22 protein-coding genes and 4 tRNA genes are annotated in these 23,632 nt (G+C 57.5%); 18 read left to right on the top strand and 8 right to left on the bottom strand.

All coding sequences use genetic code 11. From position 1 onward, the window contains the following. Window positions 1-6: 6 nt before the first annotated feature. The 4 genes from ileS to ispH all read left to right on the top strand — a co-directional run bounded on the left by ileS (window position 7) and on the right by ispH (window position 4,929). Window positions 7-2,838, top strand: coding sequence for an isoleucine--tRNA ligase (gene ileS, locus ACLH0J_RS30535; RefSeq protein ID WP_411390258.1), 2,832 nt, complete (start codon window positions 7-9; stop codon window positions 2,836-2,838). After that, the gene (gene lspA / locus ACLH0J_RS30530) at window positions 2,831-3,343 is read left to right on the top strand and encodes a signal peptidase II (RefSeq protein ID WP_411390257.1); all 513 of its coding nucleotides are present in this window, start codon (window positions 2,831-2,833) and stop codon (window positions 3,341-3,343) included. The genes ileS and lspA overlap by 8 nt, the downstream gene beginning before the upstream one ends. Continuing rightward, window positions 3,336-3,788, top strand: a complete 453-nt coding sequence (gene fkpB, locus ACLH0J_RS30525) for an FKBP-type peptidyl-prolyl cis-trans isomerase (RefSeq protein WP_042946987.1) — start codon at window positions 3,336-3,338, stop codon at window positions 3,786-3,788. Before lspA ends, fkpB begins: the two co-directional genes overlap by 8 nt. A 193-nt stretch (window positions 3,789-3,981) precedes the next feature. Next, window positions 3,982-4,929: a 4-hydroxy-3-methylbut-2-enyl diphosphate reductase gene (ispH, locus tag ACLH0J_RS30520; protein ID WP_411390256.1), complete on the top strand. Its 948-nt coding sequence runs from the start codon at window positions 3,982-3,984 to the stop codon at window positions 4,927-4,929. Here ispH and ACLH0J_RS30515 read toward each other — a convergent pair. Further along, window positions 4,883-5,464, bottom strand: a complete 582-nt coding sequence (locus tag ACLH0J_RS30515; RefSeq protein ID WP_411390255.1) for a GspH/FimT family pseudopilin — start codon at window positions 5,462-5,464, stop codon at window positions 4,883-4,885. The genes ispH and ACLH0J_RS30515 overlap by 47 nt on opposite strands. 205 nt (window positions 5,465-5,669) lie before the next feature. Here ACLH0J_RS30515 and pilV point away from each other — a divergent pair, with 205 nt between their 5' ends. The 5 genes from pilV to thiO all read left to right on the top strand — a co-directional run bounded on the left by pilV (window position 5,670) and on the right by thiO (window position 8,970). After that, window positions 5,670-6,146 carry a type IV pilus modification protein PilV gene (gene pilV / locus ACLH0J_RS30510; protein ID WP_411390254.1) on the top strand — a complete coding sequence of 159 codons (477 nt, stop codon included), beginning with the start codon at window positions 5,670-5,672 and terminating at the stop codon, window positions 6,144-6,146. Continuing rightward, a complete protein-coding gene (locus ACLH0J_RS30505; protein ID WP_411390253.1) occupies window positions 6,146-6,847 on the top strand; it encodes a PilW family protein in 702 nt (233 codons plus the stop codon). Before pilV ends, ACLH0J_RS30505 begins: the two co-directional genes overlap by 1 nt. Before the next feature lie 7 nt (window positions 6,848-6,854). Continuing rightward, window positions 6,855-7,385 (top strand): PilX N-terminal domain-containing pilus assembly protein, encoded by a 531-nt coding sequence (locus tag ACLH0J_RS30500; RefSeq protein ID WP_411390252.1) that lies wholly within the window; start codon window positions 6,855-6,857, stop codon window positions 7,383-7,385. A gap of 11 nt (window positions 7,386-7,396) precedes the next feature. Next, the gene (locus tag ACLH0J_RS30495) at window positions 7,397-7,798 is read left to right on the top strand and encodes a type IV pilin protein (protein ID WP_411392913.1); all 402 of its coding nucleotides are present in this window, start codon (window positions 7,397-7,399) and stop codon (window positions 7,796-7,798) included. Window positions 7,799-7,860: 62 nt separating this feature from the next. After that, window positions 7,861-8,970: a glycine oxidase ThiO gene (gene thiO / locus ACLH0J_RS30490; protein ID WP_411390251.1), complete on the top strand. Its 1,110-nt coding sequence runs from the start codon at window positions 7,861-7,863 to the stop codon at window positions 8,968-8,970. Here the strand turns inward: thiO and ACLH0J_RS30485 are convergent. Next, window positions 8,957-9,190, bottom strand: a complete 234-nt coding sequence (locus ACLH0J_RS30485; RefSeq protein ID WP_411390250.1) for a PP0621 family protein — start codon at window positions 9,188-9,190, stop codon at window positions 8,957-8,959. The genes thiO and ACLH0J_RS30485 overlap by 14 nt on opposite strands. 129 nt (window positions 9,191-9,319) lie before the next feature. Then, complete coding sequence (locus ACLH0J_RS30480) at window positions 9,320-10,345, bottom strand: outer membrane protein assembly factor BamD (RefSeq protein ID WP_411390249.1); 1,026 nt, start codon at window positions 10,343-10,345, stop codon at window positions 9,320-9,322. 149 nt (window positions 10,346-10,494) lie between these two features. Between ACLH0J_RS30480 and rluD the strand changes: the two genes are divergently transcribed. The 7 genes from rluD to ACLH0J_RS30445 all read left to right on the top strand — a co-directional run bounded on the left by rluD (window position 10,495) and on the right by ACLH0J_RS30445 (window position 15,708). Next, window positions 10,495-11,457 carry a 23S rRNA pseudouridine(1911/1915/1917) synthase RluD gene (rluD, locus tag ACLH0J_RS30475; RefSeq protein ID WP_010565584.1) on the top strand — a complete coding sequence of 321 codons (963 nt, stop codon included), beginning with the start codon at window positions 10,495-10,497 and terminating at the stop codon, window positions 11,455-11,457. Continuing rightward, window positions 11,454-12,179, top strand: coding sequence for a peptidoglycan editing factor PgeF (gene pgeF, locus ACLH0J_RS30470; RefSeq protein ID WP_411390248.1), 726 nt, complete (start codon window positions 11,454-11,456; stop codon window positions 12,177-12,179). The genes rluD and pgeF overlap by 4 nt, the downstream gene beginning before the upstream one ends. 154 nt (window positions 12,180-12,333) lie before the next feature. Further along, window positions 12,334-14,898: an ATP-dependent chaperone ClpB gene (clpB, locus tag ACLH0J_RS30465; RefSeq protein ID WP_411390247.1), complete on the top strand. Its 2,565-nt coding sequence runs from the start codon at window positions 12,334-12,336 to the stop codon at window positions 14,896-14,898. 301 nt (window positions 14,899-15,199) lie between these two features. After that, window positions 15,200-15,275: transfer RNA gene (locus ACLH0J_RS30460), tRNA-Asn, on the top strand. Between the two features lie 10 nt (window positions 15,276-15,285). Further along, window positions 15,286-15,362: transfer RNA gene (locus tag ACLH0J_RS30455), tRNA-Pro, on the top strand. A gap of 5 nt (window positions 15,363-15,367) precedes the next feature. Then, window positions 15,368-15,443 (top strand) — tRNA-Lys (locus ACLH0J_RS30450). A gap of 188 nt (window positions 15,444-15,631) precedes the next feature. Then, window positions 15,632-15,708 (top strand) — tRNA-Pro (locus tag ACLH0J_RS30445). Window positions 15,709-15,877: 169 nt separating this feature from the next. On the opposite strand, the gene xerC is transcribed toward ACLH0J_RS30445, so the two are convergent. Further along, window positions 15,878-17,197, bottom strand: coding sequence for a tyrosine recombinase XerC (xerC, locus tag ACLH0J_RS30440; protein WP_008432853.1), 1,320 nt, complete (start codon window positions 17,195-17,197; stop codon window positions 15,878-15,880). Further along, window positions 17,194-19,080, bottom strand: coding sequence for a MobH family relaxase (gene mobH, locus ACLH0J_RS30435; RefSeq protein ID WP_008432854.1), 1,887 nt, complete (start codon window positions 19,078-19,080; stop codon window positions 17,194-17,196). Before mobH ends, xerC begins: the two co-directional genes overlap by 4 nt. A gap of 205 nt (window positions 19,081-19,285) precedes the next feature. Between mobH and ACLH0J_RS30430 the strand changes: the two genes are divergently transcribed. Together ACLH0J_RS30430 and ACLH0J_RS30425 are read left to right on the top strand one after the other, a co-directional pair. After that, window positions 19,286-19,774 (top strand): hypothetical protein, encoded by a 489-nt coding sequence (locus tag ACLH0J_RS30430; protein WP_019821334.1) that lies wholly within the window; start codon window positions 19,286-19,288, stop codon window positions 19,772-19,774. Between the two features lie 235 nt (window positions 19,775-20,009). Then, on the top strand, window positions 20,010-20,333 hold the full coding sequence (locus ACLH0J_RS30425) for an Ac45/VOA1 transmembrane domain-containing protein (protein WP_008432855.1): 324 nt from the start codon (window positions 20,010-20,012) through the stop codon (window positions 20,331-20,333). Between the two features lie 32 nt (window positions 20,334-20,365). On the opposite strand, the gene ACLH0J_RS30420 is transcribed toward ACLH0J_RS30425, so the two are convergent. The 3 genes from ACLH0J_RS30420 to ACLH0J_RS30410 are packed head-to-tail and all read right to left on the bottom strand — an operon-like array spanning window position 20,366 to window position 23,627. Continuing rightward, the gene (locus ACLH0J_RS30420; protein WP_008432856.1) at window positions 20,366-21,880 is read right to left on the bottom strand and encodes a conjugal transfer protein TraG N-terminal domain-containing protein; all 1,515 of its coding nucleotides are present in this window, start codon (window positions 21,878-21,880) and stop codon (window positions 20,366-20,368) included. Further along, entirely contained in the window at window positions 21,877-22,257 is a 381-nt protein-coding gene (locus tag ACLH0J_RS30415; protein ID WP_008432858.1) for a hypothetical protein, read from the bottom strand. Before ACLH0J_RS30415 ends, ACLH0J_RS30420 begins: the two co-directional genes overlap by 4 nt. Window positions 22,258-22,265: 8 nt before the next feature. Beyond that, window positions 22,266-23,627, bottom strand: a complete 1,362-nt coding sequence (locus ACLH0J_RS30410; protein ID WP_024073345.1) for an integrating conjugative element protein — start codon at window positions 23,625-23,627, stop codon at window positions 22,266-22,268. Window positions 23,628-23,632 lie beyond the last annotated feature (5 nt).

Here is a 23,632-nt window from a genome sequence, read left to right as displayed (position 1 = left end):
CCTTAAATGACCGACTATAAAGCCACGCTAAACCTTCCGGACACCGCCTTCCCAATGAAGGCCGGCCTGCCACAGCGCGAACCGCAGATTCTGCAGCGCTGGGACAGTATTGGCCTGTACGGAAAGTTGCGCGAAATTGGCAAGGATCGTCCGAAATTCGTCCTGCACGACGGCCCTCCTTATGCCAACGGCACGATTCACATCGGTCATGCGCTGAACAAGATTCTCAAGGACATGATCGTCCGCTCGAAAACCCTGTCGGGCTTCGACGCGCCGTATGTTCCGGGCTGGGACTGCCACGGTCTGCCGATCGAACACAAGGTCGAAGTGACCCACGGCAAGAACCTGGGCGCCGATAAAACCCGCGAACTGTGCCGTGCCTACGCCACCGAGCAGATCGAAGGGCAGAAGTCCGAGTTCATCCGCCTGGGGGTCCTGGGCGACTGGGCCAATCCCTACAAGACCATGGATTTCAAGAACGAGGCCGGTGAAATTCGCGCCTTGGCCGAAATCGTCAAGGGTGGTTTCGTGTTCAAGGGCCTCAAGCCCGTGAACTGGTGCTTCGACTGTGGTTCGGCCTTGGCTGAAGCGGAAGTCGAGTACGAAGACAAGAAGTCTTCGACCATCGACGTGGCCTTCCCGATCGCCGACGACGCCAAGCTGGCCGAGGCCTTTGGTCTGGCAAGCCTGGCCAAGCCGGCGGCCATCGTGATCTGGACCACCACCCCGTGGACCATCCCCGCCAACCAGGCGCTCAACGTGCACCCGGAATTCACCTACGCCCTGGTGGACGTCGGTGACCGCCTGCTGGTGCTGGCCGAGGAAATGGTCGAAGCCTGCCTGGCACGTTACGAGCTGCAAGGTTCGGTGATCGCCACCACCACCGGCTCCGCGCTGGAGCTGATCAACTTCCGTCACCCGTTCTATGACCGTCTGTCGCCCGTGTACCTGGCTGACTACGTCGAGCTGGGTTCCGGTACCGGCGTGGTTCACTGCTCGCCCGCCTATGGCGTCGACGACTTTGTGATCTGCAAGCAGTACGGCCTGGTGAACGATGACATCATCAATCCGGTACAAAGCAACGGTGTGTACGTGCCATCGCTGGAGTTTTTCGGCGGCCAGTTCATCTTCAAGGCCGACAAGGCGATCATCGAGAAGCTGCGCGAAGTCGGCGCACTCATGCAAACCTCGACGATCCAGCACAGCTACATGCACTGCTGGCGTCACAAGACCCCGCTGATCTACCGCGCCACTGCGCAGTGGTTCATCGGCATGGACAAACAGCCGACCAGCGGCGATACCCTGCGCAACCGTGCGATCAAAGCCATCGAAGACACCAAGTTCGTCCCGGCCTGGGGTCAGGCGCGCCTGCACTCGATGATCGCCAACCGCCCAGACTGGTGCATCTCCCGCCAGCGTAACTGGGGCGTGCCGATCCCGTTCTTCCTCAACAAGGAAAGCGGCGAACTGCACCCGCGCACCGTTGAACTGATGGAAGTCGTGGCCCAGCGCGTTGAACAGGAAGGTATCGAAGCCTGGTTCAAGCTGGACGCCGCTGAGCTGCTGGGCGACGAAGCGCCTCTGTACGACAAGATCAGCGACACCCTCGACGTCTGGTTCGACTCTGGCACCACCCATTGGCACGTGCTGCGCGGTTCGCACCCGATGGGCCACGCAACCGGCCCGCGCGCCGATCTGTACCTGGAAGGTTCGGACCAGCACCGCGGCTGGTTCCACTCGTCCTTGCTGACCGGTTGCGCCATCGACGATCACGCCCCGTACCGCGAACTGCTGACCCACGGTTTCACCGTCGACGAAAACGGTCGCAAGATGTCCAAGTCCCTGGGCAACGTGATCGCGCCGCAAAAGGTCAACGACACCCTGGGTGCCGACATCATGCGCCTGTGGGTAGCCTCGACCGATTATTCGGGCGAGATGGCCGTCTCCGAGCAGATCCTGCAACGCAGCGCCGATGCCTACCGCCGCATCCGCAATACCGCCCGCTTCCTGCTGTCGAACCTGACCGGTTTCAACCCGGCCACCGACATCCTGCCGGCCGAGGAAATGCTCGCCCTGGACCGTTGGGCCGTGGACCGTACCCTGTTGCTGCAGCGCGAGTTGCAAGAGCATTACGGTGAATACCGCTTCTGGAACGTGTACTCGAAGATCCATAACTTCTGCGTGCAGGAGTTGGGTGGTTTCTACCTCGATATCATCAAGGACCGCCAGTACACCACCGGCGCCAACAGCAAGGCACGCCGCTCGGCGCAGACCGCGCTGTACCACATCTCCGAAGCGCTGGTGCGCTGGATCGCGCCGATCCTGGCCTTCACCGCCGACGAACTGTGGGAATACCTGCCGGGCGAGCGTAACGAATCGGTGATGCTCAACACTTGGTACGAAGGCCTGACCGAACTGCCGGCCGACTTTGAACTGGGGCGCGAATACTGGGAAGGCGTCATGGCCGTCAAGGTCGCGGTGAACAAGGAACTCGAGGTCCAGCGTGCGGCCAAGGCCGTCGGTGGCAATCTGCAAGCCGAAGTCACCCTGTTTGCCGAGGAAGGCCTGACGGCCGACCTGTCCAAGTTGAGCAACGAACTGCGCTTCGTGCTGATCACCTCCACCGCGACCCTGGCACCTTTCGCCCAGGCCCCGGCGGACGCTGTGGCCACCGAAGTCCCGGGCCTCAAGCTCAAAGTGGTCAAGTCGGCCTTCCCCAAGTGCGCCCGTTGCTGGCACTGCCGTGAAGACGTTGGCGTGAATCCTGAGCATCCGGAAATCTGCGGTCGTTGTGTGGACAACATCAGCGGCGCTGGCGAGGTTCGCCACTATGCCTAATGCCACCGGTCGTTTCGGACGTCTGGGCTGGCTCGTACTGAGCGTGCTGGTCCTGGTCATTGACCAGGTCAGCAAGGCTCATTTCGAGGGCTCCCTGGAAATGTTCCAGCAAATCGTGGTGATCCCGGATTACTTCAGTTGGACCCTGGCCTACAACACCGGTGCTGCCTTCAGCTTCCTCGCCGATAGCGGCGGCTGGCAGCGTTGGTTGTTTGCCCTGATCGCCGTGGTGGTCAGTGCGGTGCTGGTGGTCTGGCTCAAGCGCCTGGGCCGCAATGACACCTGGCTGGCTATCGCCTTGGCCCTGGTGCTGGGCGGCGCGCTGGGCAACCTCTACGACCGCATTGCCCTGGGCCATGTGATCGACTTCATTCTGGTGCATTGGCAGAACCGCTGGTATTTCCCGGCGTTCAACTTTGCCGACAGCGCCATCACCGTCGGTGCAATCATGCTGGCCTTGGATATGTTCAAAAGTAAGAAAACCGGAGAGACCGTCAATGACTGATCAGGTATTGGTTGAGCAACGTATCGGCCAGAACACGGAAGTCACTTTGCATTTCGCACTGCGCCTGGAAAATGGTGACACGGTCGACAGCACGTTCGACAAGGCCCCGGCGACGTTCAAGGTCGGCGATGGCAACCTGCTGCCGGGTTTTGAAGCCGCGTTGTTCGGTTTCAAGGCCGGCGACAAGCGCACCCTGCAGATCCTGCCGGAAAACGCCTTTGGCCAGCCCAACCCGCAAAACGTGCAGATCATCCCGCGTTCGCAGTTCCAGGACATGGAACTGTCCGAAGGCCTGCTGGTGATCTTCAACGATGCGGCGAATACCGAGCTGCCGGGTGTGGTCAAAGCCTTCGATGACGCGCAAGTGACCATCGACTTCAACCACCCGTTGGCCGGTAAAACCTTGACGTTTGACGTAGAAATCTTCGACGTTAAAGCGCTCTGACTGACAACGCGGTTCAAAATGTGGGAACGGGCTTGCTCGCGATTGCTGACTAACATTCAGTGACTCTGTTGGCTGATACACCGCTATCGCGAGCAAGCCCGCTCCCACATTTTTCCGCGTCGTTATATAGAGATCAGCCGCGCCCGCGGTTGCAATGATCCAAATTCTTGCGCTGCAAGACACGAGGCACAGCATGCAAATCAAACTCGCCAACCCCCGTGGCTTCTGCGCCGGCGTGGACCGGGCTATTGAAATCGTCAACCGCGCCCTGGAAGTCTTCGGGCCGCCGATTTATGTACGCCATGAAGTTGTGCACAACAAGTTCGTGGTCGAAGACTTGCGCGCACGTGGCGCCATCTTTGTCGAAGAACTGGACCAGGTGCCGGACGACGTTATTGTCATCTTCAGTGCCCACGGTGTGTCCCAGGCGGTGCGTACCGAGGCGGCAGGCCGTGGCCTGAAAGTTTTCGACGCCACCTGTCCACTGGTTACCAAGGTCCATATCGAAGTCGCGCGCTACAGTCGCGATGGTCGCGAGTGCATCCTGATCGGCCACGCCGGGCATCCGGAAGTCGAAGGCACCATGGGCCAGTACGATGGCAGCAACGGCGGTGCCATTTACCTGGTGGAAGACGAAAAAGACGTCGCCAACCTGCAGGTGCGTAACCCCGAGCGCTTGGCGTTCGTGACCCAGACCACCTTGTCCATGGACGATACCAGCCGCGTTATCGACGCCTTGCGCAGCCGCTTCCCGGCTATCGGTGGGCCACGCAAGGACGATATCTGCTACGCCACGCAAAACCGCCAGGACGCAGTCAAGCAACTGGCCGATGAGTGCGATGTGGTGCTGGTGGTCGGCAGCCCTAACAGCTCCAACTCCAACCGCCTGCGCGAGTTGGCCGAGCGCATGGCCACACCGGCGTACCTGATCGACGGTGCCGAAGACATGCAGCGCAGCTGGTTCGACGGCGTCGAGCGCATCGGCATCACGGCGGGCGCTTCGGCCCCGGAAGTCCTGGTGCGCGGCGTTATCCAACAACTGCATGCTTGGGGGGCTACCGGCGCCGATGAGTTGGCCGGGCGTGAAGAGAACATCACCTTCTCCATGCCCAAGGAGCTGCGGGTTCGCTCACTGCTCTGAGTGCCAGGGTGCCGGAGTAGCTCCGGCACAACGCCTGCTCGGCTCGCTCGCTGCGCAGGCTGATGCGCCCGCTGGGCGCCAGCACGATCTGGTACAAGCTCTGTGCCTGCTCCCTGGCGCACACATGCAGCGTGCCAGCACGAAACCCCCCGCCTGAAAATACCGGTTCACCCAGCCCGCTGAAGCGGATCAGGTGCTTGACCGGCCCGTTCCCCAGGATCGGCACTCGCCCGCTGTCCTGGCGCTCCAGCAGCACGGGGTTATCGTCGTCCAGATGGCCGCGTCCGTTCACATCCAGTATCACTCGCCAACCCTGGCTCCAATCGTCGTCCAGTGCGTGAATGACCACCGCGCGGTTATGCGCGATGGCTTGTGCGCGCGCATAACGCAGTCCATTGGCCAGTGATTGCGCGGCACTTTGCCTTTGTTGGGATTCCAGCAGGCTCTTGAAGTTGGGCACCGCAAGGTGCGCCAGGATGCCACTCACCATCAGCCCGAGCAGCAGTTCGATCAGGGTGAAACCTCGTTGTCGCATGTGTCGCCCCTCCGTGGACGTAGGCCAATATTCGGCTGTAGTCATAGGTATAGCGCCCAGGCTGAGACGCTGGATGATGGCCTTTGTGTCCAAAGTATTTCCCTTTGTTCCCGGAGCGGCGCGCGCCGAAATCCGGCGCTAGTCTTGGCTCGCACAGCAGATTTCACTGGCTTTGTTTTGGCCTTCGACATGGATGACGACGGTAATGCTTACTCGCTCGACCCCTTGCTTTCCCCGCGCTGTGTCTGGGCGCCAAACCGGCATGACGCTGATCGAGGTGCTCGTGGCGATGCTGATTCTCTCTATCGGTCTGTTGGGCGCGGCGGTGGTCCAACTCAACGCTCTCAAGTACACCGACAGCTCAAGGATGACCAGCCAAGCCAGTTTCATCGCTTACGACATACTCGACCGCATGCGCGCCAATTCCGAGGCTGACTACGCATGGCGCCGGGCGGCGCGCGTGCCGGCCAGTACAGCCAGCGTGCGTGACTTGGACCTGCGTGATTTCGAGGCCAATATCCGCGGGTTTGCCGGGGAAAGTGCCAAAGGTTCGGTGTCAATCAGCGCAAGCGAAGTGACAGTGAGTATCAGTTGGGATGATCACCGCGGCACGGATGCCCCAGGCGCCCGGCAAACCTTCACCCTGATCAGCCGCGTCGGTAACGAGCCGGGGGCGGCGTGATGAGCGGCTCGGTTCGAGGTTTCAGCCTAGTGGAGTTGCTGTTGGCCCTGGCCGTGGGCCTGATACTGATACTCGGCGTTAGTCAGGTGGCGATCAGCTCGCGAGCGACCCATGCCAGCCAGCAGGCGGCAATGTTGCTTCAGGATGATGCGCGCTTTGTGCTTGGCAAGTTGGTGCAGGATATTCGCCAGGCCGGGATGTTTGGCTGCCTGGCCACGGCCTTCATCGAAAATGCCCCGCCGGCCTTTGATCGACCTGTCGCCTGGAGTACAGGGATCGCTTCCACATCGCTGACGCTCATCACCGCCGACAGTGACGGCGGCAAACCTGATTGGACAGTGTTGTCCGACTGCACGGGTACCGCCCAAGCCTATGCCGGAAATTCACCGGCGCCCGTGCCTGGGCAGATCCGCTTTGCGATACGCCAGCTCACCTACACGTTCGAAGCGGGCCAGTTGAAGATCAGTACGCCCGCAGCGCCAGCCAAGGCGGTGTTGGTGGATAACGTGCAGCGCTTCGATGTCAGCTTTGGCGTTGCCGACCAGCCAGCTTCAGTGAGGGTGGTGCGCTACGACTCCAGCCCGGCCGATGCGTCTTTGATACGCAGTGTGCGCATCCAGATGACGCTTCAGGATCCGACAGGCCGGGTAAAGGATCAAACCTACAGCGTCGTGGCGGCGCTGCGAAACCGTCTGGGGTAGGGCGAGCATGCGGCTTTCTGTGCGTGTTGATGTGAATCAGGCAGGGATGGTCCTGTTGATCAGCCTGGTGTTTTTGCTGCTGTTGTCGTTGATCGGCCTGGTGTCGATCCAGGAGGCTGTGACACAGCAGAGGATCGCCGGCAGCCTCTGGCATCGCAACCAGTCGTTTCAACAGGCCGAAAGTGGGCTGAGGTTGGGTGAGTCGCGCATACAGCGCGAGCCTGCGGCGGCGCCGGTGTGTCAATCGATTGTTACCTGTGCGCCACCGGGTGAAGCGTTTTCGGTAGTGACGGCCGGGACGAATCCTGGTTCGGCCGTGACCTGGGTCGCGATGAAGAATGGGCTCTACGGTATTCAATCCTTGGGGCAAGGTGTGGGGCTGGCCCATCTGCCGCCACAAACCCGGGCGGCGGTGTTTCGAGTGACGGCGGTGGGGTTGAGTGGGCAGTCGCGTACGGTGTTGGAGAGCGTGTACGCGGGGGTAGAAGAGGAGGGGCGCTCGCGGTTTCTGCGAGTGGCTTGGCGACAACTTCAATGAGGCGCAGTGGAGTGGGCATGGACAGCCAGGGTTTTACCTTGATCGAGTCGGTGATCGTTGTTGCGATCATCGCGTTTCTGGCGGGGATTGCTTACCCCGGGTATATCAGCCATGTAAAAAGGGTCTATCGCGCTGAAATCGTCGTGCTCTTGACCGAGCAGGCTCAGCACCTTGAGCGCTTTCATGCAAGGAATGGCAGTTTTATTGACGCAAGCGGCGTCAGTGCAGGCAACGATCGCTATAGAATCACCGCTGCATTGAACCCTCAGGATTACCGCCTGGTAGCCACGCCTGTCGCCGATTCGCTGATGGCCAGCGACCCTTGCGGCGACTTCAGCCTGACCAGCACCGGTGCGCGGGCCAACCCGGGCGCTGCGCCGCACATGTCGCGCAAGGCGTGCTGGGGGCACTGATGAGGATGCTGGATGATTGGGCGCCAGGTGCGCTTGTCCCTATTTATTGGCTGGATCAAATGATGGCTAAGCAACAGCAAGTGGTGATTGTCGGTGGTGGAGTAATCGGGTTGCTCACGGCGTTCAACCTGGCGACCCAGGGGCAGGCGGTGGTGCTGCTGGAGCGCGCGGGTGTGGGGCAGGAGTCTTCCTGGGCCGGTGGAGGCATCGTTTCACCGCTATATCCCTGGCGCTATAGCCCGGCGGTCACGGCGTTGGCCCATTGGTCCCAGGATTTCTATCCGCAACTGGCTGAGCGCTTGTTTGCTGCCACCGGCGTAGACCCGGAGGTTCACACCACAGGCCTGTACTGGCTTGATCTAGAGGACGAAGAGCAAGCTCTGGCCTGGGCTGCACGTGAAGGCCGGCCCTTGAGCAAAGTGGATATCTCCGCGGCCCATGATGCGGTTCCGGTGCTTGGAGGCGGGTATGACCAGGCAATCTATATGGCCAACGTCGCCAATGTGCGCAACCCGCGCCTGGTCAAATCCCTGAAGGCCGCGCTGTTGGCGCTGCCTGACGTGACGATTCACGAGCAATGCGAGGTGGCCGGCTTTGTGCTGGAGGGCGCCCGTGTGGTGGGCGTGAACACGGCCGATGGCGCGATCCTCGGTGATCAGGTCGTGCTGGCAGCAGGGGCGTGGAGCGGTGAGTTGCTGGGGACGCTGGGCTTGTCGTTGCCGGTGGAACCGGTCAAGGGCCAGATGATTCTGTATAAATGCGCGTCGGACTTCCTGTCGAGCATGGTCCTGGCCAAGGGGCGTTATGCGATTCCCCGGCGCGATGGGCATATCCTGATCGGCAGCACCCTGGAGCATGAAGGTTTCGACAAGACTCCCACTGAAACTGCATTGGAAAGCCTCAAGGCATCGGCGGTCGAGCTGATACCCGCTCTGGCAGGCGCAGAGGTGGTAGGGCACTGGGCCGGCTTACGTCCCGGTTCGCCGGAGGGCATTCCCTATATCGGCCAGGTGCCTGGCTTCGAAGGGTTGTGGCTCAACTGCGGGCATTACCGCAACGGCCTGGTACTGGCCCCGGCCTCCTGCCAATTGTTTGCCGACTTGTTACTGGAGCGTGCGCCGATCATCGACCCGACGCCCTATGCTCCCGCCGGTCGACTTAACGCTGGATAGACTTCGGCCCTTGTTCCAGATGCGCCTGGGTGCAATACCACTGCTGGTGTGAGCTGAGCGCGCGGTCCTGTGGCAAGTGCACGCCGCAGTGAGCGCAGCGCACCATCAGGGCCGCACTGGGTTCGCTTGCGGGTGGCTGTCCAGCAGCCGGGCTTTTGAATTTGCGCCAGAACCATACAGCGGCGGCAATAACGGCAATCCAGAACAGGAGACGAAGCATGATGGGAGGATTCTCGACAAGTAATGCGCCAGTTTAGCCAAGGACCTGCCGGGCGCACAGCGCAATAATGCAGCGCCCATGAAAAAGGGAGCCCCGCGGGGCTCCCTTTTTTTGCGTCGCGTCGACCGATCAGTCGAACACGCCGAACGTCATGTAGCTGAACCACGAGCGGTCCTGGTTGTTGCCCAGGGCCTGAGGTGCTTCCTCTTCGATCACGTCGCCGTTCTCGTCGTGTGGCTTTAGGTCCGCAGGAATCGCTTCCTTCGCGTCCTGGAATTGCTTCATCACGTCCTGGTTGGCGCGGGTTTCGCCCGGCGGCAACGGTGGACGCGACTCGATCAGGCCCAGGGTGTACTTGCTCAGCCACGAACGGTTGTCCGCTTCGGCAACCTGAGGCACGAACTGGCCGTCTTTCAGGCTAGGGTGGTCAGGGTAGTTCAGCTTGAGGGTTTCCAGGCTGGTGTTGGCCAGTTCGTCCAGGTGCAGACGCTGGTAAGCCTCGGTCATCACTGCCAGGCCATCACCCACCGAAGGGGTTTCCTGGAAGTTTTCCACTACGTAACGGCCACGGTTGGCCGCAGCTACATAGGCCTGACGGGTCAGGTAGTAGTGGGCTACGTGGATTTCATAGGCGGCCAGCAGGTTGCGCAGGTAGATCATGCGCTGCTTGGCGTCCGGCGCGTAGCGGCTGTTGGGGTAGCGGCTGGTCAACTGGGCGAACTCGTTGTAGGAGTCGCGGGCAGCGCCTGGGTCACGCTTGGTCATGTCCAGTGGCAGGAAACGCGCCAGTAGGCCTACGTCCTGGTCGAACGAGGTCAGGCCCTTGAGGTAGTAGGCGTAGTCCACGTTCGGGTGCTGCGGGTGCAGGCGGATAAAACGCTCGGCGGCGGATTTGGCAGCTTCCGGCTCGGCGTTCTTATAGTTGGCGTAGATCAACTCGAGCTGGGCCTGGTCGGCATAGCGTCCGAACGGATAGCGCGACTCCAGGGCCTTCAGCTTCGCTGTGGCACTGGTGTAGCTATTATTGTCCAAGTCTTTCTGAGCCAGTTGGTACAACTCGACTTCGCTCAGGTTTTCGTCGACGACTTCTTTTGTTGACGAGCAAGCAGCAGTCATGGCGAGGATGGCGATCAGCAGCAGGTGTTTCACTTGCATGGCGGCTTGCGTCCCTATGACGGCCGCTGTCTTGGGCGGGGCCGTCCTGTTATGATGAGCGCCCCGTTGAAAGCCTCGGGGCAAAAGACGCCGTATTTAACCACAAGCGCGCAGCCGAAACCAAAGGCTGTGCCACGCCTAGTCTGAGCATGTCCGATAAAATTGAACTTCGCGCAGAGGTGCCGTCCGAATTGGGCGGCCAACGCCTCGATCAAGTCGCCGCACAATTATTCGCTGAGCACTCGCGCTCGCGCCTTTCCGCCTGGATCAAAGACGGCCGCCTGACTGTGGATGGAGCGGTCATCCGCCCGCGAGACATAGTGCACGGTGGTGCGATTCTTGAGCTGACTGCCGAGCAGGAAGCCCAGGGAGAATGGGTCGCCCAGGACATCGAGCTGGACATCGTCTATGAAGACGACGACATCCTGGTCATCAACAAACCCGCAGGCCTGGTGGTTCACCCGGCGGCCGGGCACGCTGATGGCACCTTGCTCAATGCCCTGCTGCACCACGTGCCGGACATCATTAATGTGCCGCGTTGCGGCATCGTGCACCGCCTGGACAAAGACACCACCGGTCTGATGGTGGTGGCCAAGACCATCCAGGCGCAGACGCAGTTGGTGACGCAATTGCAGAGCCGCAGCGTCAGCCGTATCTACGAATGCATCGTGATCGGCGTCGTGGTGGCGGGTGGCAAGATCAACGCGCCGATCGGTCGCCACGGCCAGCAGCGCCAGCGTATGGCGGTGATGGAGGGCGGCAAGCAGGCCGTCAGCCACTATCGCGTGCTGGAGCGTTTCCGGTCCCACACCCATGTGCGGGTCAAGCTGGAAACCGGCCGTACCCACCAGATTCGTGTACACATGGCGCATATCAACTTCCCGTTGGTCGGAGATCCGGCCTACGGTGGTCGCTTCCGTATTCCGCCGGCGGCCAGTGCCACCATGGTTGAATCGCTGAAAACCTTCCCGCGCCAGGCTTTGCACGCACGCTTCCTGGAACTGGACCATCCGACGAGCGGTAAGCGGATGAGTTGGGAATCGCCTCTGCCGGACGATCTGGTCTGGTTGCTGTCGCTGCTCAAGCAGGATCGCGAGGCATTTGTCGGATGAGTGACTGGCTGACTCCTGACTGGCCAGCGCCGGCTCAGGTCAAAGCCTGCGTCACCACCCGTGCGGGCGGCGTCAGTCTGGCGCCGTTCGACAGCCTCAACCTGGGTGATCATGTCGAGGACAGCCTTGAGGCTGTTCTTGAAAATCGCCGTCGTCTTACCGATGCTTTCGATATTCAGCCGGCCTGGTTACGCCAAGTCCACGGGATCACCGTGGTTGAGGCCGATCCGTCGAGCACTGCCGAAGCCGATGGCAACTGGACCAGCACACCGGGTATTGCCTGCACCGCCATGACCGCCGATTGCTTGCCTGCGTTGTTCTGCAACCGTGCCGGCACGCGTGTGGCGGCTGCCCATGCCGGTTGGCGTGGGTTGGCGGCGGGTGTGCTGGAAGCCGCAGTCGAAAGCCTGGAAGCCGACCCGGCCGATGTATTGGTCTGGCTGGGCCCGGCCATTGGCCCGCAAGCCTTCGAAGTCGGCCCGGAAGTGCGGGAAGCGTTCGTGCAGCAACTGCCGAGCACCGTCCAAGCCTTTGTGCCGAGCACCCATTCCGGCAAGTTCATGGCTGATATCTACCAGTTGGCGCGTCTGCGCCTGGCTGCACGCGGTATCACCGTTGTTTACGGTGGCGGGTTCTGCACCGTCAACGATCCGCGTTTCTTTTCTTACCGCCGCAGTCCACGTACGGGTCGGTTCGCCTCCCTTATTTGGCTGGAGCGCTAGACTCTTCTGATCTGCGTCAACTGTCCGAAGCTTGAATCTCCCAGAATCCACCCCATCTATAGGGCTATCTGGCAGGTTTCTTCATTCAGGATGTGTTACTCGCGAGCAAGCTCGCTCATACATAGCTCCGGCCTGCTCAAAAGGAAGGTGACTAATGCGTATTGATCGTTTAACCAGCAAATTGCAATTGGCTTTATCGGACTCCCAATCCCTGGCGGTCGGCCTCGACCACCCGGCCATTGAGCCTGCGCACTTGATGCAGGCGCTCCTGGAGCAGCAAGGTGGTTCTATCAAGCCCTTGCTGATGCAGGTGGGTTTCGACGTCAACAGCTTGCGCAAAGAGTTGAGTAAAGAGCTCGACCAACTGCCGAAAATTCAGAATCCTACGGGCGATGTGAATATGTCCCAGGATCTGGCGCGTCTGCTGAACCAGGCGGACCGCCTGGCCCAGCAGAAAGGTGATCAGTTCATCTCCAGCGAGCTGGTGTTGCTCGCCGCCATGGACGAAAACAGCAAGCTTGGCAAATTGTTGCTGGGCCAGGGTGTCAGCAAAAAAGCCCTGGAAAACGCCATCAACAACCTGCGTGGCGGCGAAGCGGTGAACGACCCCAACCACGAGGAGTCGCGCCAGGCCCTGGATAAATACACTGTCGACCTGACCAAGCGTGCCGAAGAAGGCAAGCTTGATCCGGTGATCGGTCGTGATGACGAAATCCGCCGCACCATTCAGGTTCTGCAACGTCGCACCAAGAACAACCCGGTGCTGATCGGCGAGCCTGGCGTGGGTAAAACCGCAATTGCCGAGGGCCTGGCCCAGCGCATCATTAATGGCGAAGTGCCGGACGGTCTTAAAGGCAAACGCCTGCTGTCTCTGGACATGGGGTCGTTGATCGCGGGTGCCAAATTCCGTGGCGAGTTCGAAGAGCGGCTCAAATCCTTGCTGAACGAGCTGTCGAAGCAGGAAGGGCAGATCATTCTGTTTATCGACGAATTGCACACCATGGTCGGCGCCGGTAAAGGCGAAGGTTCCATGGACGCTGGCAACATGCTCAAGCCTGCGTTGGCGCGGGGCGAGTTGCACTGCGTCGGTGCCACCACGCTTAACGAGTATCGCCAGTACATCGAGAAGGATGCGGCCCTTGAACGGCGCTTCCAGAAAGTCTTGGTGGAAGAGCCGAGCGAAGAAGACACCATCGCGATCCTGCGCGGCTTGAAGGAGCGCTATGAGGTCCACCATAAGGTGGCGATCACTGACGGCGCGATCATTGCGGCGGCCAAGTTGAGCCATCGCTATATCACCGACCGGCAGTTGCCCGACAAGGCCATCGACCTGATCGACGAAGCGGCCAGCCGTATTCGCATGGAGATCGATTCGAAGCCGGAAGTGCTCGACCGTCTGGATCGGCGCCTGATTCAACTGAAAGTCGAATCCCAGGCACTGAAAAAAGAAGAGGACGAAGCGGCGAAAAAACGCCTGGAAAAACTCCAGGAAGAAATCTTGCGTCTGGAACGCGAGTATTCGGACCTCGAAGAAATCTGGAACGCGGAAAAAGCCGAAGTACAGGGTTCGGCGCAGATCCAGCAAAAGATCGAGCAGTCGCGTCAGGAGCTGGAAGCCGCACGCCGTAAGGGCGACCTGAACCGCATGGCCGAGTTGCAGTATGGGGTGATCCCGGATCTGGAGCGCAGCCTGCAGATGGTCGACCAGCATGGCCACAGCGAGAACCAGTTGCTGCGCAGCAAGGTGACCGAGGAGGAAATTGCCGAAGTCGTCTCGAAATGGACCGGTATCCCTGTGTCGAAAATGCTCGAAGGCGAGCGCGACAAGCTGATGAAGATGGAAAGCCTGTTGCACCAGCGCGTCATCGGCCAGGAAGAGGCGGTGGTGGCGGTATCCAACGCGGTGCGGCGTTCCCGCGCCGGGTTGTCCGACCCGAACCGTCCGAGCGGTTCGTTCATGTTCCTCGGCCCAACTGGCGTGGGTAAGACCGAGCTGTGCAAGGCCTTGGCCGAGTTCCTCTTTGATACCGAAGAAGCCATGGTGCGGATCGATATGTCCGAATTCATGGAGAAACACTCGGTGGCGCGCTTGATCGGTGCTCCACCAGGCTATGTAGGCTACGAAGAGGGCGGTTACCTGACCGAAGCCGTGCGGCGTAAGCCTTACTCGGTGATCCTGCTGGACGAGGTCGAGAAGGCCCACCCGGATGTGTTCAACATCCTGCTGCAAGTACTGGAAGATGGCCGTTTGACCGACAGTCACGGACGCACCGTGGACTTCCGCAACACGGTCATCGTGATGACGTCCAACCTGGGCTCGATGCAGATCCAGGAATTGGTCGGCGATCGTGAAGCCCAGCGTGCTGCCGTCATGGATGCACTGACCACGCATTTCCGCCCGGAATTCATCAACCGGGTCGATGAAGTGGTGATCTTCGAGCCTTTGGCACGGGATCAGATCGCGGGCATCACCGAGATCCAGTTGGGTCGCCTGCGGGCTCGTCTGGCGGAACGCGAGTTGTCTCTGGAGCTGAGCACAGAGGCCTTGGACAAGCTGATCGCGGTGGGTTACGACCCGGTGTATGGCGCACGGCCATTGAAACGTGCGATCCAGCGCTGGATCGAGAACCCGCTGGCGCAGTTGATCCTGTCGGGCAGCTTCATGCCGGGTACCAGCGTCACGGCGACCGTGGAAAACGACGAAATCGTCTTCCATTAAGCCCGACTTGCATGGTGATAAAGAGGAGGCCCCGCATTGCGGGGCCTTTTTTTTCGATAGGGCGTTGAACTGTAAGGCAAAGGCTTGTAAAGTGCGCCCCGCAGCAACGTCAGCCCACGGGTTTCTTCTCCCCAAGAAGAAATCAGAAAGAAGCGCAAATCATTGTCTTAAAAGCAGTTTAAAGGGTTGACAGGGGTTTTTAAGATTGTAGAATAGCGCGCCTCAGAGACACGAACGTAGCGATACGCTAGCGTCGAAGAGGAAGTAAAAAGCAGTAAAGTTTCACTTTGAAATATGTAGTTCCGTGATAGCTCAGTCGGTAGAGCAAATGACTGTTAATCATTGGGTCCCAGGTTCGAGTCCTGGTCACGGAGCCAATTTCAAAACCGGGGTATAGCGCAGTCCGGTAGCGCGCCTGCTTTGGGAGCAGGATGTCAGGAGTTCGAATCCCCTTACCCCGACCATTTTTGGGTCGTTAGCTCAGTTGGTAGAGCAGTTGGCTTTTAACCAATTGGTCGTAGGTTCGAATCCCACACGACCCACCATTTTTGAGACCAGTTGACGCTGGAATCAAATCTTAGAATCAGAGGTTCTAGCTCTGATAGAGGCGGTTTTACGGTTTTGGAAAGTGTTACAGCACTTAGATATCGCCGTAGACATGCAGCCGTCTGAGGCGAACAGTAGTTTCGGTTCGTCATGATGTCAATGTGCATAGGCTTTGCGATGCGCATTCCGGGGTATAGCGCAGTCCGGTAGCGCGCCTGCTTTGGGAGCAGGATGTCGGGAGTTCGAATCCCCCTACCCCGACCATATTTAATGAAAAAGGCGTCTTTATGACGCCTTTTTTTGTGCCTTGAGCAAAGTCGTACCGTTCGTCTGGAAAAAATCCGGATTTCGACCTGGTTCTTTATTCCGGGCATGCGAAAGCCTCTGGCCAACCAGAATTCCCTATAGCCAGTGCGCTTTGATTATGAGCGTACTAGGGCGATGCTCTGGAAAATGATGAGCTTCGCATTGAATGCTCAGTTGAGGTGCGTTTCCTGAATGTGCCGACACCAAGCCCGCTCGCCATTAGCGTCAATAGTAGACTCTGCTCTACTTGATCTACTGGTGGGTCCATAGAGCATGTCATTGACTCGCGATGCAGTTGCGCAGATGCGAGCTCGAGAGCCTTCTGTAGCGCGCTTCGGCCAGTCGACTTGGTCCGCCGATCAATACTGACCTCTGTGCTGCTAGATTGTTGTGGAGCTGGCAGCTTCTTGGGCTCTGGTTGAGCGGTTTCCTGTGAATGCACACCTATTTTGGCGGGTAAGGGGGCAGAGGGTTTGCCACTTGGATCAACCCGTGTCACTCGGCTCAGAGCGCCCTGAGCCCGACTCCGCTCATGTAGAACAGCACGCATATGGTCGTAGTCCGCCTCTATGTAATTCATCGTTGTCGCTAGATTCGAATGATTCAGCAGGCTTTTCGTGAGATGAATGTTTCGCTCAGGCTGCTTCATCAAGTCTGTTGCTAATGTGTGCCTGAAGCGGTGAGGGGTCATGCGCACGCCGATCTTATCGGTGAGCTTGCCGTACATTGACTCCACCTGGTCGATGTTCATTTCCTTGCCATGGAAGTGACGAGAGAATCTGTTGACGTTGAACAGCTGATCGTCTGGTGAAAAACCGATTTTCTCGGCCTCCCCCAAGATCCTGGATAAGTGTGGAGCGAGTCCTTCCATAATGGGGAGGAAAAACTCCCGATGGGTCTTCTCTGTTTCACCGCGGACCAAGATCATCTGGCTGTCCCAGTCGATATCTTTGTAACGCAGGCACAGCAGGGCATTCAGACGTATGCCTGTGTAATAAAACATCTCGAAGACGCTGAGCCAGAACCAGGCAGGTGTGATCTGGCTACGTTCATGCGTACAACGTTCTTGGCCTACAAGGGATATGAGCCAGTTGCGTGCTCGTTGGATGGCGTCTCCATTGATTGTCTTGCTGGCTCGCTTTGGTGGGATAACGCTGGTTTTCTTGAATGGGTTGATCGTGGTATGGGTCATCAGGCCGTGTTCTATGGCGTAGCCCCAAACAGTTCGAAGGTGATTTGAATAGGTGTTCCAGCTGCGTTTGGATAATCCGTTCTCAAGGACTTTTTTTCGCCATGTCAGAACCGCACGATGATCGATCTCCTCAACTGAGGCCGTTCGGAAATGCTTGAGTAGTGCTTTGGTCGAGGCGCGATAGATCTTTGCACTGGCAGGCCGCAGATCATGGGCAAAGATGTATTCCTCCGTCAGATTCGAGGGCGTCGTCATTGTGGCGGCTCCGTTGCTTCTGACTTCAAGGACAGGCTGATATTGTCGAAAGGGACCTCAGAGAAGATTGTTCGCGGGTCTAGTAGTAAGTACCCCTTGAGCTGCTTGGATTTTCGAGGTCCAACAACGTCACAGGTCCAAATATTCAAACTCTTATGCGTTTTTCGATGAAGTTTCTGTTTCTCGAAACTACGTTGAACCAGCTGCCAGGCGCTGACTTGCTGTACTTTGGCTTGCTGTTCGATATGGGGGAATTCAAGGACGTAGCGTTTGAAAATTCCAGGCGTTACCAGCATAGCGGTCCCTGCTACGGTATGAACCAGCGCTTTGGTATCGTTGATAATGATGGTCCGGGATGCGATGCCTTTCTTAAGCCATTCAACAAATCCCTGACCGATCTCGGTGTTATTGCTAGGCATCGGAGTGACTTCTTCGATTATTGCTAAAGGCGCACCTCCTTGATTGGAGGTTTGGGAAGGCTGGATTTCATCCAGTTTCGGAGGCGCGGTATGTGCCGCTGAGACCGCTTTGTTTTTGGTGTCTTCTGATGGCTCATTGATGTTACCAAGGAGCGCCAGTAGCTCGTCAAATTCATCTGTACTGCTCGAGGAATGCTGAGGTAGTTCGAACGGTGATGGCTGTGCCGGTGCTAAAGGCGCCGGCACAGGGCTGGATTGAATTTCCGAAGGCAACTTTTTGGCCGGTGTGGCGACGGTATTTTCAGCTGCAGAGTCTTCTACCGGGTTGCCAGCTTCTACCTCAAGAGTCCCAGCGTAAGCTGTGGGCCGATCACTTGGATCATTCCAGATCAGTGCCGGTGAGAGCTTCAGCAGGGTGAAGGTGTTTCGCCAGCCACGACCATTGTCTATCGTGGCTTTCCAGATTGCCTTGTCTTGGGCATTGGTTTGGATTACCCCCTGATCTTGCAGCATGTTGAAGAAAGGCGCATTCGTACTGGGTACACCTTCAACGCCTTTGGTCAGCAAATAGGCTCGCAATTGATCAGCAATAGGCTTGCTAACCAGCCAAAGAGCATCCTGTGTCAGCCATCCATCTGACGGTCCATCGGGTTGATTCAGTTTGAATGTATCTCGGACCAGGTGACGCAACCCATCTGCTAATTGACGCTGCAAAGACTGTTTGGGCGCGGACAGCGCGCGGGCTGGATTTCCACCGAGCTCCTGTGCGACGGACGCCTGATCGGCCTTGACCACGATCTCTCCCAAAATGCCGGCATGTTCGTACTGACCAGCCAAAATGAAGATTAACTGCGACCACACTTCGGGGAAATTACTGAGCCAATCTAAGATTTCTGAGGAGAGGATCTGCGCGTAGATCAGTGCGGCAGCGGCTCCGTGAAGTTGGTAGTTGCGTCCTTTCACGTAACGGAATCGATAGGGACGATCGATTGGGCCGTGCCACGGGTGCCAGGTTTTACCTCCTGCCAGCTCGACGTGCACGTCGACGGCGATCTTGCCGAGGTCGTGTATCAGAGCGCCGTAAGCCGCGGCGGCAGTCCAGGCCTCAGCCTGTGCTGATTGAGACTCCGGCGGTGCGCCTATAGGAAGCAGGTAGCTCTGTCGAATTTTCAAGGCATAGGCGACGATTTCAAGCCCGTGATCCAGCATGCCGCCAGGGTGTGCATGATGGTGGTTTTGCGAAGCAGGGAGCTGCTGGACCAACTCCGCGTAGCGCTCAAGTGGACGCCTATAGAGCTCGACAAACTGTGAGCGAGATAACGATGCGCGCTGCCAAATGTTCTCCAGTAGTTTCTGACGGCGCGGCGATGCCAGTAGTGCTTGGCTAGAGGCCGGCTGTATAAAACCGTTAGGGGAGGGGCTTTGGGCGGGTAGCGCTTTATTGCGGCGGAAAATAGAGAACATCGCCTGCTCCGTAAATGATTCATGGGGCAGGCTTTTCTCCTATCAAAGGGGGGGCGAGCAAGGGGAAAGGATCACTGGTTGCCTCGGGTATTTCTTTTGGCGAAGAGCCATCTTTCTATGGTGGTGACGGAGAAAGGAATGCAGAATTATCGTCGTTTCGGTCTAAGGGCACGGGGCCGCAGATCGACTATGTGAGGAAAAAATGATGGTTTCACTTCGCTACGCTACGAAATCAACCTCAGATAATGTTTGGGCACTTTGTGATTTGATACGTGACAATAAGTGTGATGAGATCATTCTTTTTGCTAGTGTAGGGAATGATCTTGATGATGAGGAAGCAAGGTGGGACAACAACCTTCCTCTGGTTGTCGCCTTAGCTAAATATATTATTCCTCACGTTGATAGCGTCTTGGTCATTTTTGATGGAGTGTTTCTAACCGCTGCGCGTTCCGCTCGTTATGGTGAAGTACGTGAACTGCTGGATGTAGCTATTGCGTCTGACAAGGTTTATTACTCTGGGCAGAGAGCCCCACTTACTAGCGAAATGACTCCTGACGAGGCTGTTTCAACTCTTATTAATTTAGGTTCTATCCAACCGTTGACGGTTGAGTCCAGAGCTGAATACTTTTCTTTGCTTAGTAATTTTACAGAAGACGAGTTAGTTGAAGTTTATTCGACTCGCGAGATGCGTTGATGAGATTGGACCTTTTTCCCGCTGAAAGCGGCCCTTTCGGGTAAGGCTTTTACCCTTGTGAACCATTCCATTCGCTTCTACAAAACCTTTTACCTTTTGGGCCATTTTTGTTGTGAAAGGGGGGCATCTGGTGCTGAAGGCAAAGGCCGTTTGTCTCATGATCTTGCAGCATAGAAAAATCGGTATTATAAGTAATGTCAAATCGCCCCTAGACCGGGTAAGAAGGAGACGCACCATGACCGCACAGACCTCTCAGGGAGTAGCAAGTCGCTTAGGCTATGGCCTGGGTCAGGCTGCGCGCCTCGTTTGGTGCAGTCAGAACCGTACCCTGCGTTGGGTCAAGCGTCTGGTTGTGGCTGCCGTACTCCTATATTTTTCTGCAGACATTTTCAGCGGGATTATCAGCGTTGCAGTATTTACCTTGGTTTTGGGTGGAGGGCTCTGGGCGTTGAATCACAGACCTACGCCTCGCAGAAACCAGATAGAGTATGGTCAATGCTATGGCCCCGATGGCTATGGGTACTATGTTGCTGGTCAACGTGTAGACGACGATGATTAAGGGTCTCATATCAATGATATGAGACCCTTACGTTACATAACGCTACGTTTGACAGTATTCACCCCTTCCTGACCTGCCTTTTGAACATCTTTTGTTCCGCTGGTAAGGCCTTCCAATGCTTTTCCTGCGCTCACCCCTGCCCATCCCAGCGCGCCCATCCAAAACACTGGCAGGATGATGAACATCGAGCCCATCACGAAGTTTAAGATTGCGTCCTGGGTGGCAGTGTTCAAACCCATCACAGGATCAAATGATAAATGCGGAGAACCGGCTCCATATAAAGCGTCCAATATCGTGGTATCGACCCATCTAGCCAGTTGAAACCAAAAGTCCACGAATATCAGAGCGAAAAAAACAACGGACATAGTCATGGCCACTTTTAGTTGGTAAGCCCCGACGATTAGCACCAAGGGAATGCAAATCACCATCGCCATTTTCAAGAACGCCATGACCATCGGTAGCGCCTGGCGAACCATGTCCATCGCTGGAAAATAGGCCATAGATCCTAATGCAACCCCGAGAGTCCCCGCTGCCCGGGCTGCACCATTCCACACAGTTCCGTCGATTTGTCCCCCGTAGTCCGTATAAACATCCCCTTTCACCTGGTTCGACGGCGAGACCAGTTGCCGGACAAGCGAGTCAGTGACTTCGTCCGGGGACAACCACTTTGCCCAGCCGAGCATTTTGGTCATGAGGTCCGGCGACACTTGAGCCTTGATACGGTCCCGCAGTCCCACTCCGCTATCTGACCACCATTGTTTGCAAGTTGGATAGCCCCCACCTCCACCCACTTGTGGTAAACCCACATCACGAGATGCGTTATAGGGCCATGATGCCCTTGGAGTTTTGGAGTAGTCCGTGTCGTAATAACCCGAGGTGTTCAATAAATAGTGCGAACCAATCCAGCTGAGTTCCTGCGCAAAACGAGGGTCATTCCCTTGCGCTCCCAATTCGGGTTGGCGCATGAATAATCTGGCACGGGAGGGTCCATAGCAATCGTGCGTAAAGTCGCCAATTTCCTGAGCCAATAGCGGGTTGTTGATCTTGGTGTTGCTAACTTCCATGCGTACTTGCCGTAAATCAGTCCCGCAGGGAATTGCTGCTACAGCGCCATTGGTTAATCCCTTTGATAATGCATGCATTAATGCCCACCACATGGGCATCTGGGCACTCTTTCCTGCCAGTGAGCTGAATGTTGTGTTCCAGCCTGTGTCTGTGGGTTTAGGTAAGTTGTATTGACATTGCTGAGCTCTACTCTGGTCAAATGCCAAGGTATCAAAACTCACATTGACGGCTGGTACAGCGAAGAATGCGACTACGATGTAGCCAACGTAGATATTGGTTTCGATACGTGCCAGTGAGAGAACGCCTTTGTTGCCCTCATCGGCCCCCTCACCACGGACTTTCAGCCACTCTCGAATAACGATGATGCAGAAGGGGAGGGCGAATAGACCGGTATCTGAAATCATCGCCCAGATACCATTGTTGATGATCCAACCGACCAACGTCAGGTAGTACTCTAAATAGTCATTGGTGTAGAGCGTCACAGAACACCCCCTGCCTGATACAGCACCTTGCTCAGTTCAACCATCAGAAATAATAAGATCACCATTATCTCGATCTTCAACAGGCCTTTGCGCCGTTTCGAGCGTTCTGAGTTCGATAACCGTACCTTGAATTTGAACCAGGCAACGGTCAGTGCGATATAAAGCATTAGGCGCCAGGTAAAGAGCGGCCAATAGTGGTCGGTGCGCCAGGCTTGCCATTGCTCGGCGCTGTCGAACATGTTCATCAGGACAGCGCTGAGTAGGACTACGAGGGCGGCAGTCGCGAGCAAAACACCCAGAACAAGCAGAATGCTCCTCCCGGTTCGTCGAACCAGCGAACGGTTGGGAGCGGCGACAGGCTCCTGTATTTCGGTCATGGCCTTTCTCACTGTTTGTTCTGGGCGGGTGACTGCAACTGGTCCAATCGATTCGTTTCTGGGGCTCCCGGGGACACGCCACGAGAGTCTTCTGCCCGTGCTTTGCTGCGTTCAATGATGGTCAGAGGCGAGTTCTTCGCGAGCTGCTGACGCATGTCCAGTTCCATTTTGAGGTTGCCGATCTCCTGTTGCAGCGAGGAGCTCTGCTGGCCGACTGCCTGGACGGCGAGGTCATTAGCCGCGACGTTCGGTTCCCGACTGCCTGCCATCAAGGTGCGCTGTAGGGTCAGAGCTTTCTCCAACACATCGGACAACGCGACTTCGGAGGCAAGCCGGCGAGCGAGTACGTCCTGGTCGCGCTCATCCTTGAGTGCTGCTACAACGCCTCGGGTGATGGGTAACGAGTTGCTGCTCGCTGCTTCCAGGTTTTCTAGCGACAGCGTTTTGCTTCCGCTCAGCAGTTCCTGCAGGGCCTTCAGCTTGGTGTCGTACGTTTCCTGGATCAGCGGCGTGAGGCCGACGCCTGCGGCTGTCACCGTTTTAGGGCAACTGTCACAGGTCTGCTGTTGTTGTTCACCCAGGACACGATTGGCAAAGGTGGTGGCTTCCTGGGGCGATGACCAGACATTGCACACCATGCCGTTGTTGCAGTTCGCTTTACTGATGGATGCGGTGTCGCCGGCCGCGCGCTTGTTCAGAAGGTTGTAGCCCGCCTTGGTGACGTCGCCTACGATACGAATTGGCTTCTGACCGGAACCACCTGCTCTATCACCACCAACCCAAGTGACGCCATCGTTTCCACCTTTCTTTTCGACTTGTTCCACCGCCGACACTGCGTCTGTGTTGGATGTTAGCGCCTGACTCATAGCCTGACCTTCAGCAAGCTTGCCCCAGCCCATTTGGTTACCGGCGATATCCGCCATCTTTTCGCCAATGGCGCGGCAGGTGCCTTTGGAGCGGTCGAAGTCCAGGCGGGCCTGCAAAATGCCGTTGGTGATGAGGTTGTATAGCGCCGGGTTCGCACGTTGAAGAATCAGTGCCGGCAGCGAAGCCACGGCGCTGGTGGCGCTCTGTACCACCGAGCTCATGATGTTTTTGAAGCCGGAAGTGGCACCATTCAATTGGTTTTCAAGGGTTGTGCTCAGGCTCATGTTTCCGCAGATTAGATTGGTATTCCAACCGCCTCCCACAGAAATACTATCCATGTTGCCTGCGCTCCCCATGGTGACTGCGTTGCCGCCGCCAATGCTATACAGCACGTTGTCCCCAATGACGCTTCCGGAGGAGGAGACGTTGATTGGATCAGCAGAGAGCGCTATTGCACTGCTGAGGCTGCAGGCGAGCCCTATCGCCAAGGTAGTGAGTTTCATGCTTT

This window comes from Pseudomonas sp. MPB23 (assembly GCF_046605395.1).
GTDB lineage: Bacteria > Pseudomonadota > Gammaproteobacteria > Pseudomonadales > Pseudomonadaceae > Aquipseudomonas.
The sequence above is the reverse complement of the archived record's forward strand: the minus strand, read 5'-3'. Positions and strand labels throughout refer to the sequence as shown.

Bases quoted from the DNA above. Each gene is read 5' to 3' on its own strand.
- ileS (WP_411390258.1), top strand. From the start codon at position 7: ATGACCGACTATAAAGCCACGCTAAACCTTCCGGACACCGCCTTCCCA.
- lspA (WP_411390257.1), top strand. From the start codon at position 2,831: ATGCCTAATGCCACCGGTCGTTTCGGACGTCTGGGCTGGCTCGTACTG.
- fkpB (WP_042946987.1), top strand. From the start codon at position 3,336: ATGACTGATCAGGTATTGGTTGAGCAACGTATCGGCCAGAACACGGAA.
- ispH (WP_411390256.1), top strand. From the start codon at position 3,982: ATGCAAATCAAACTCGCCAACCCCCGTGGCTTCTGCGCCGGCGTGGAC.
- ACLH0J_RS30515 (WP_411390255.1), bottom strand. From the start codon at position 5,464: ATGCGACAACGAGGTTTCACCCTGATCGAACTGCTGCTCGGGCTGATG.
- pilV (WP_411390254.1), top strand. From the start codon at position 5,670: ATGCTTACTCGCTCGACCCCTTGCTTTCCCCGCGCTGTGTCTGGGCGC.
- ACLH0J_RS30505 (WP_411390253.1), top strand. From the start codon at position 6,146: ATGAGCGGCTCGGTTCGAGGTTTCAGCCTAGTGGAGTTGCTGTTGGCC.
- ACLH0J_RS30500 (WP_411390252.1), top strand. From the start codon at position 6,855: ATGCGGCTTTCTGTGCGTGTTGATGTGAATCAGGCAGGGATGGTCCTG.
- thiO (WP_411390251.1), top strand. From the start codon at position 7,861: ATGGCTAAGCAACAGCAAGTGGTGATTGTCGGTGGTGGAGTAATCGGG.
- ACLH0J_RS30485 (WP_411390250.1), bottom strand. From the start codon at position 9,190: ATGCTTCGTCTCCTGTTCTGGATTGCCGTTATTGCCGCCGCTGTATGG.
- ACLH0J_RS30480 (WP_411390249.1), bottom strand. From the start codon at position 10,345: ATGCAAGTGAAACACCTGCTGCTGATCGCCATCCTCGCCATGACTGCT.
- rluD (WP_010565584.1), top strand. From the start codon at position 10,495: ATGTCCGATAAAATTGAACTTCGCGCAGAGGTGCCGTCCGAATTGGGC.
- pgeF (WP_411390248.1), top strand. From the start codon at position 11,454: ATGAGTGACTGGCTGACTCCTGACTGGCCAGCGCCGGCTCAGGTCAAA.
- clpB (WP_411390247.1), top strand. From the start codon at position 12,334: ATGCGTATTGATCGTTTAACCAGCAAATTGCAATTGGCTTTATCGGAC.
- xerC (WP_008432853.1), bottom strand. From the start codon at position 17,197: ATGACGACGCCCTCGAATCTGACGGAGGAATACATCTTTGCCCATGAT.
- mobH (WP_008432854.1), bottom strand. From the start codon at position 19,080: ATGTTCTCTATTTTCCGCCGCAATAAAGCGCTACCCGCCCAAAGCCCC.
- ACLH0J_RS30430 (WP_019821334.1), top strand. From the start codon at position 19,286: ATGGTTTCACTTCGCTACGCTACGAAATCAACCTCAGATAATGTTTGG.
- ACLH0J_RS30425 (WP_008432855.1), top strand. From the start codon at position 20,010: ATGACCGCACAGACCTCTCAGGGAGTAGCAAGTCGCTTAGGCTATGGC.
- ACLH0J_RS30415 (WP_008432858.1), bottom strand. From the start codon at position 22,257: ATGACCGAAATACAGGAGCCTGTCGCCGCTCCCAACCGTTCGCTGGTT.
- ACLH0J_RS30410 (WP_024073345.1), bottom strand. From the start codon at position 23,627: ATGAAACTCACTACCTTGGCGATAGGGCTCGCCTGCAGCCTCAGCAGT.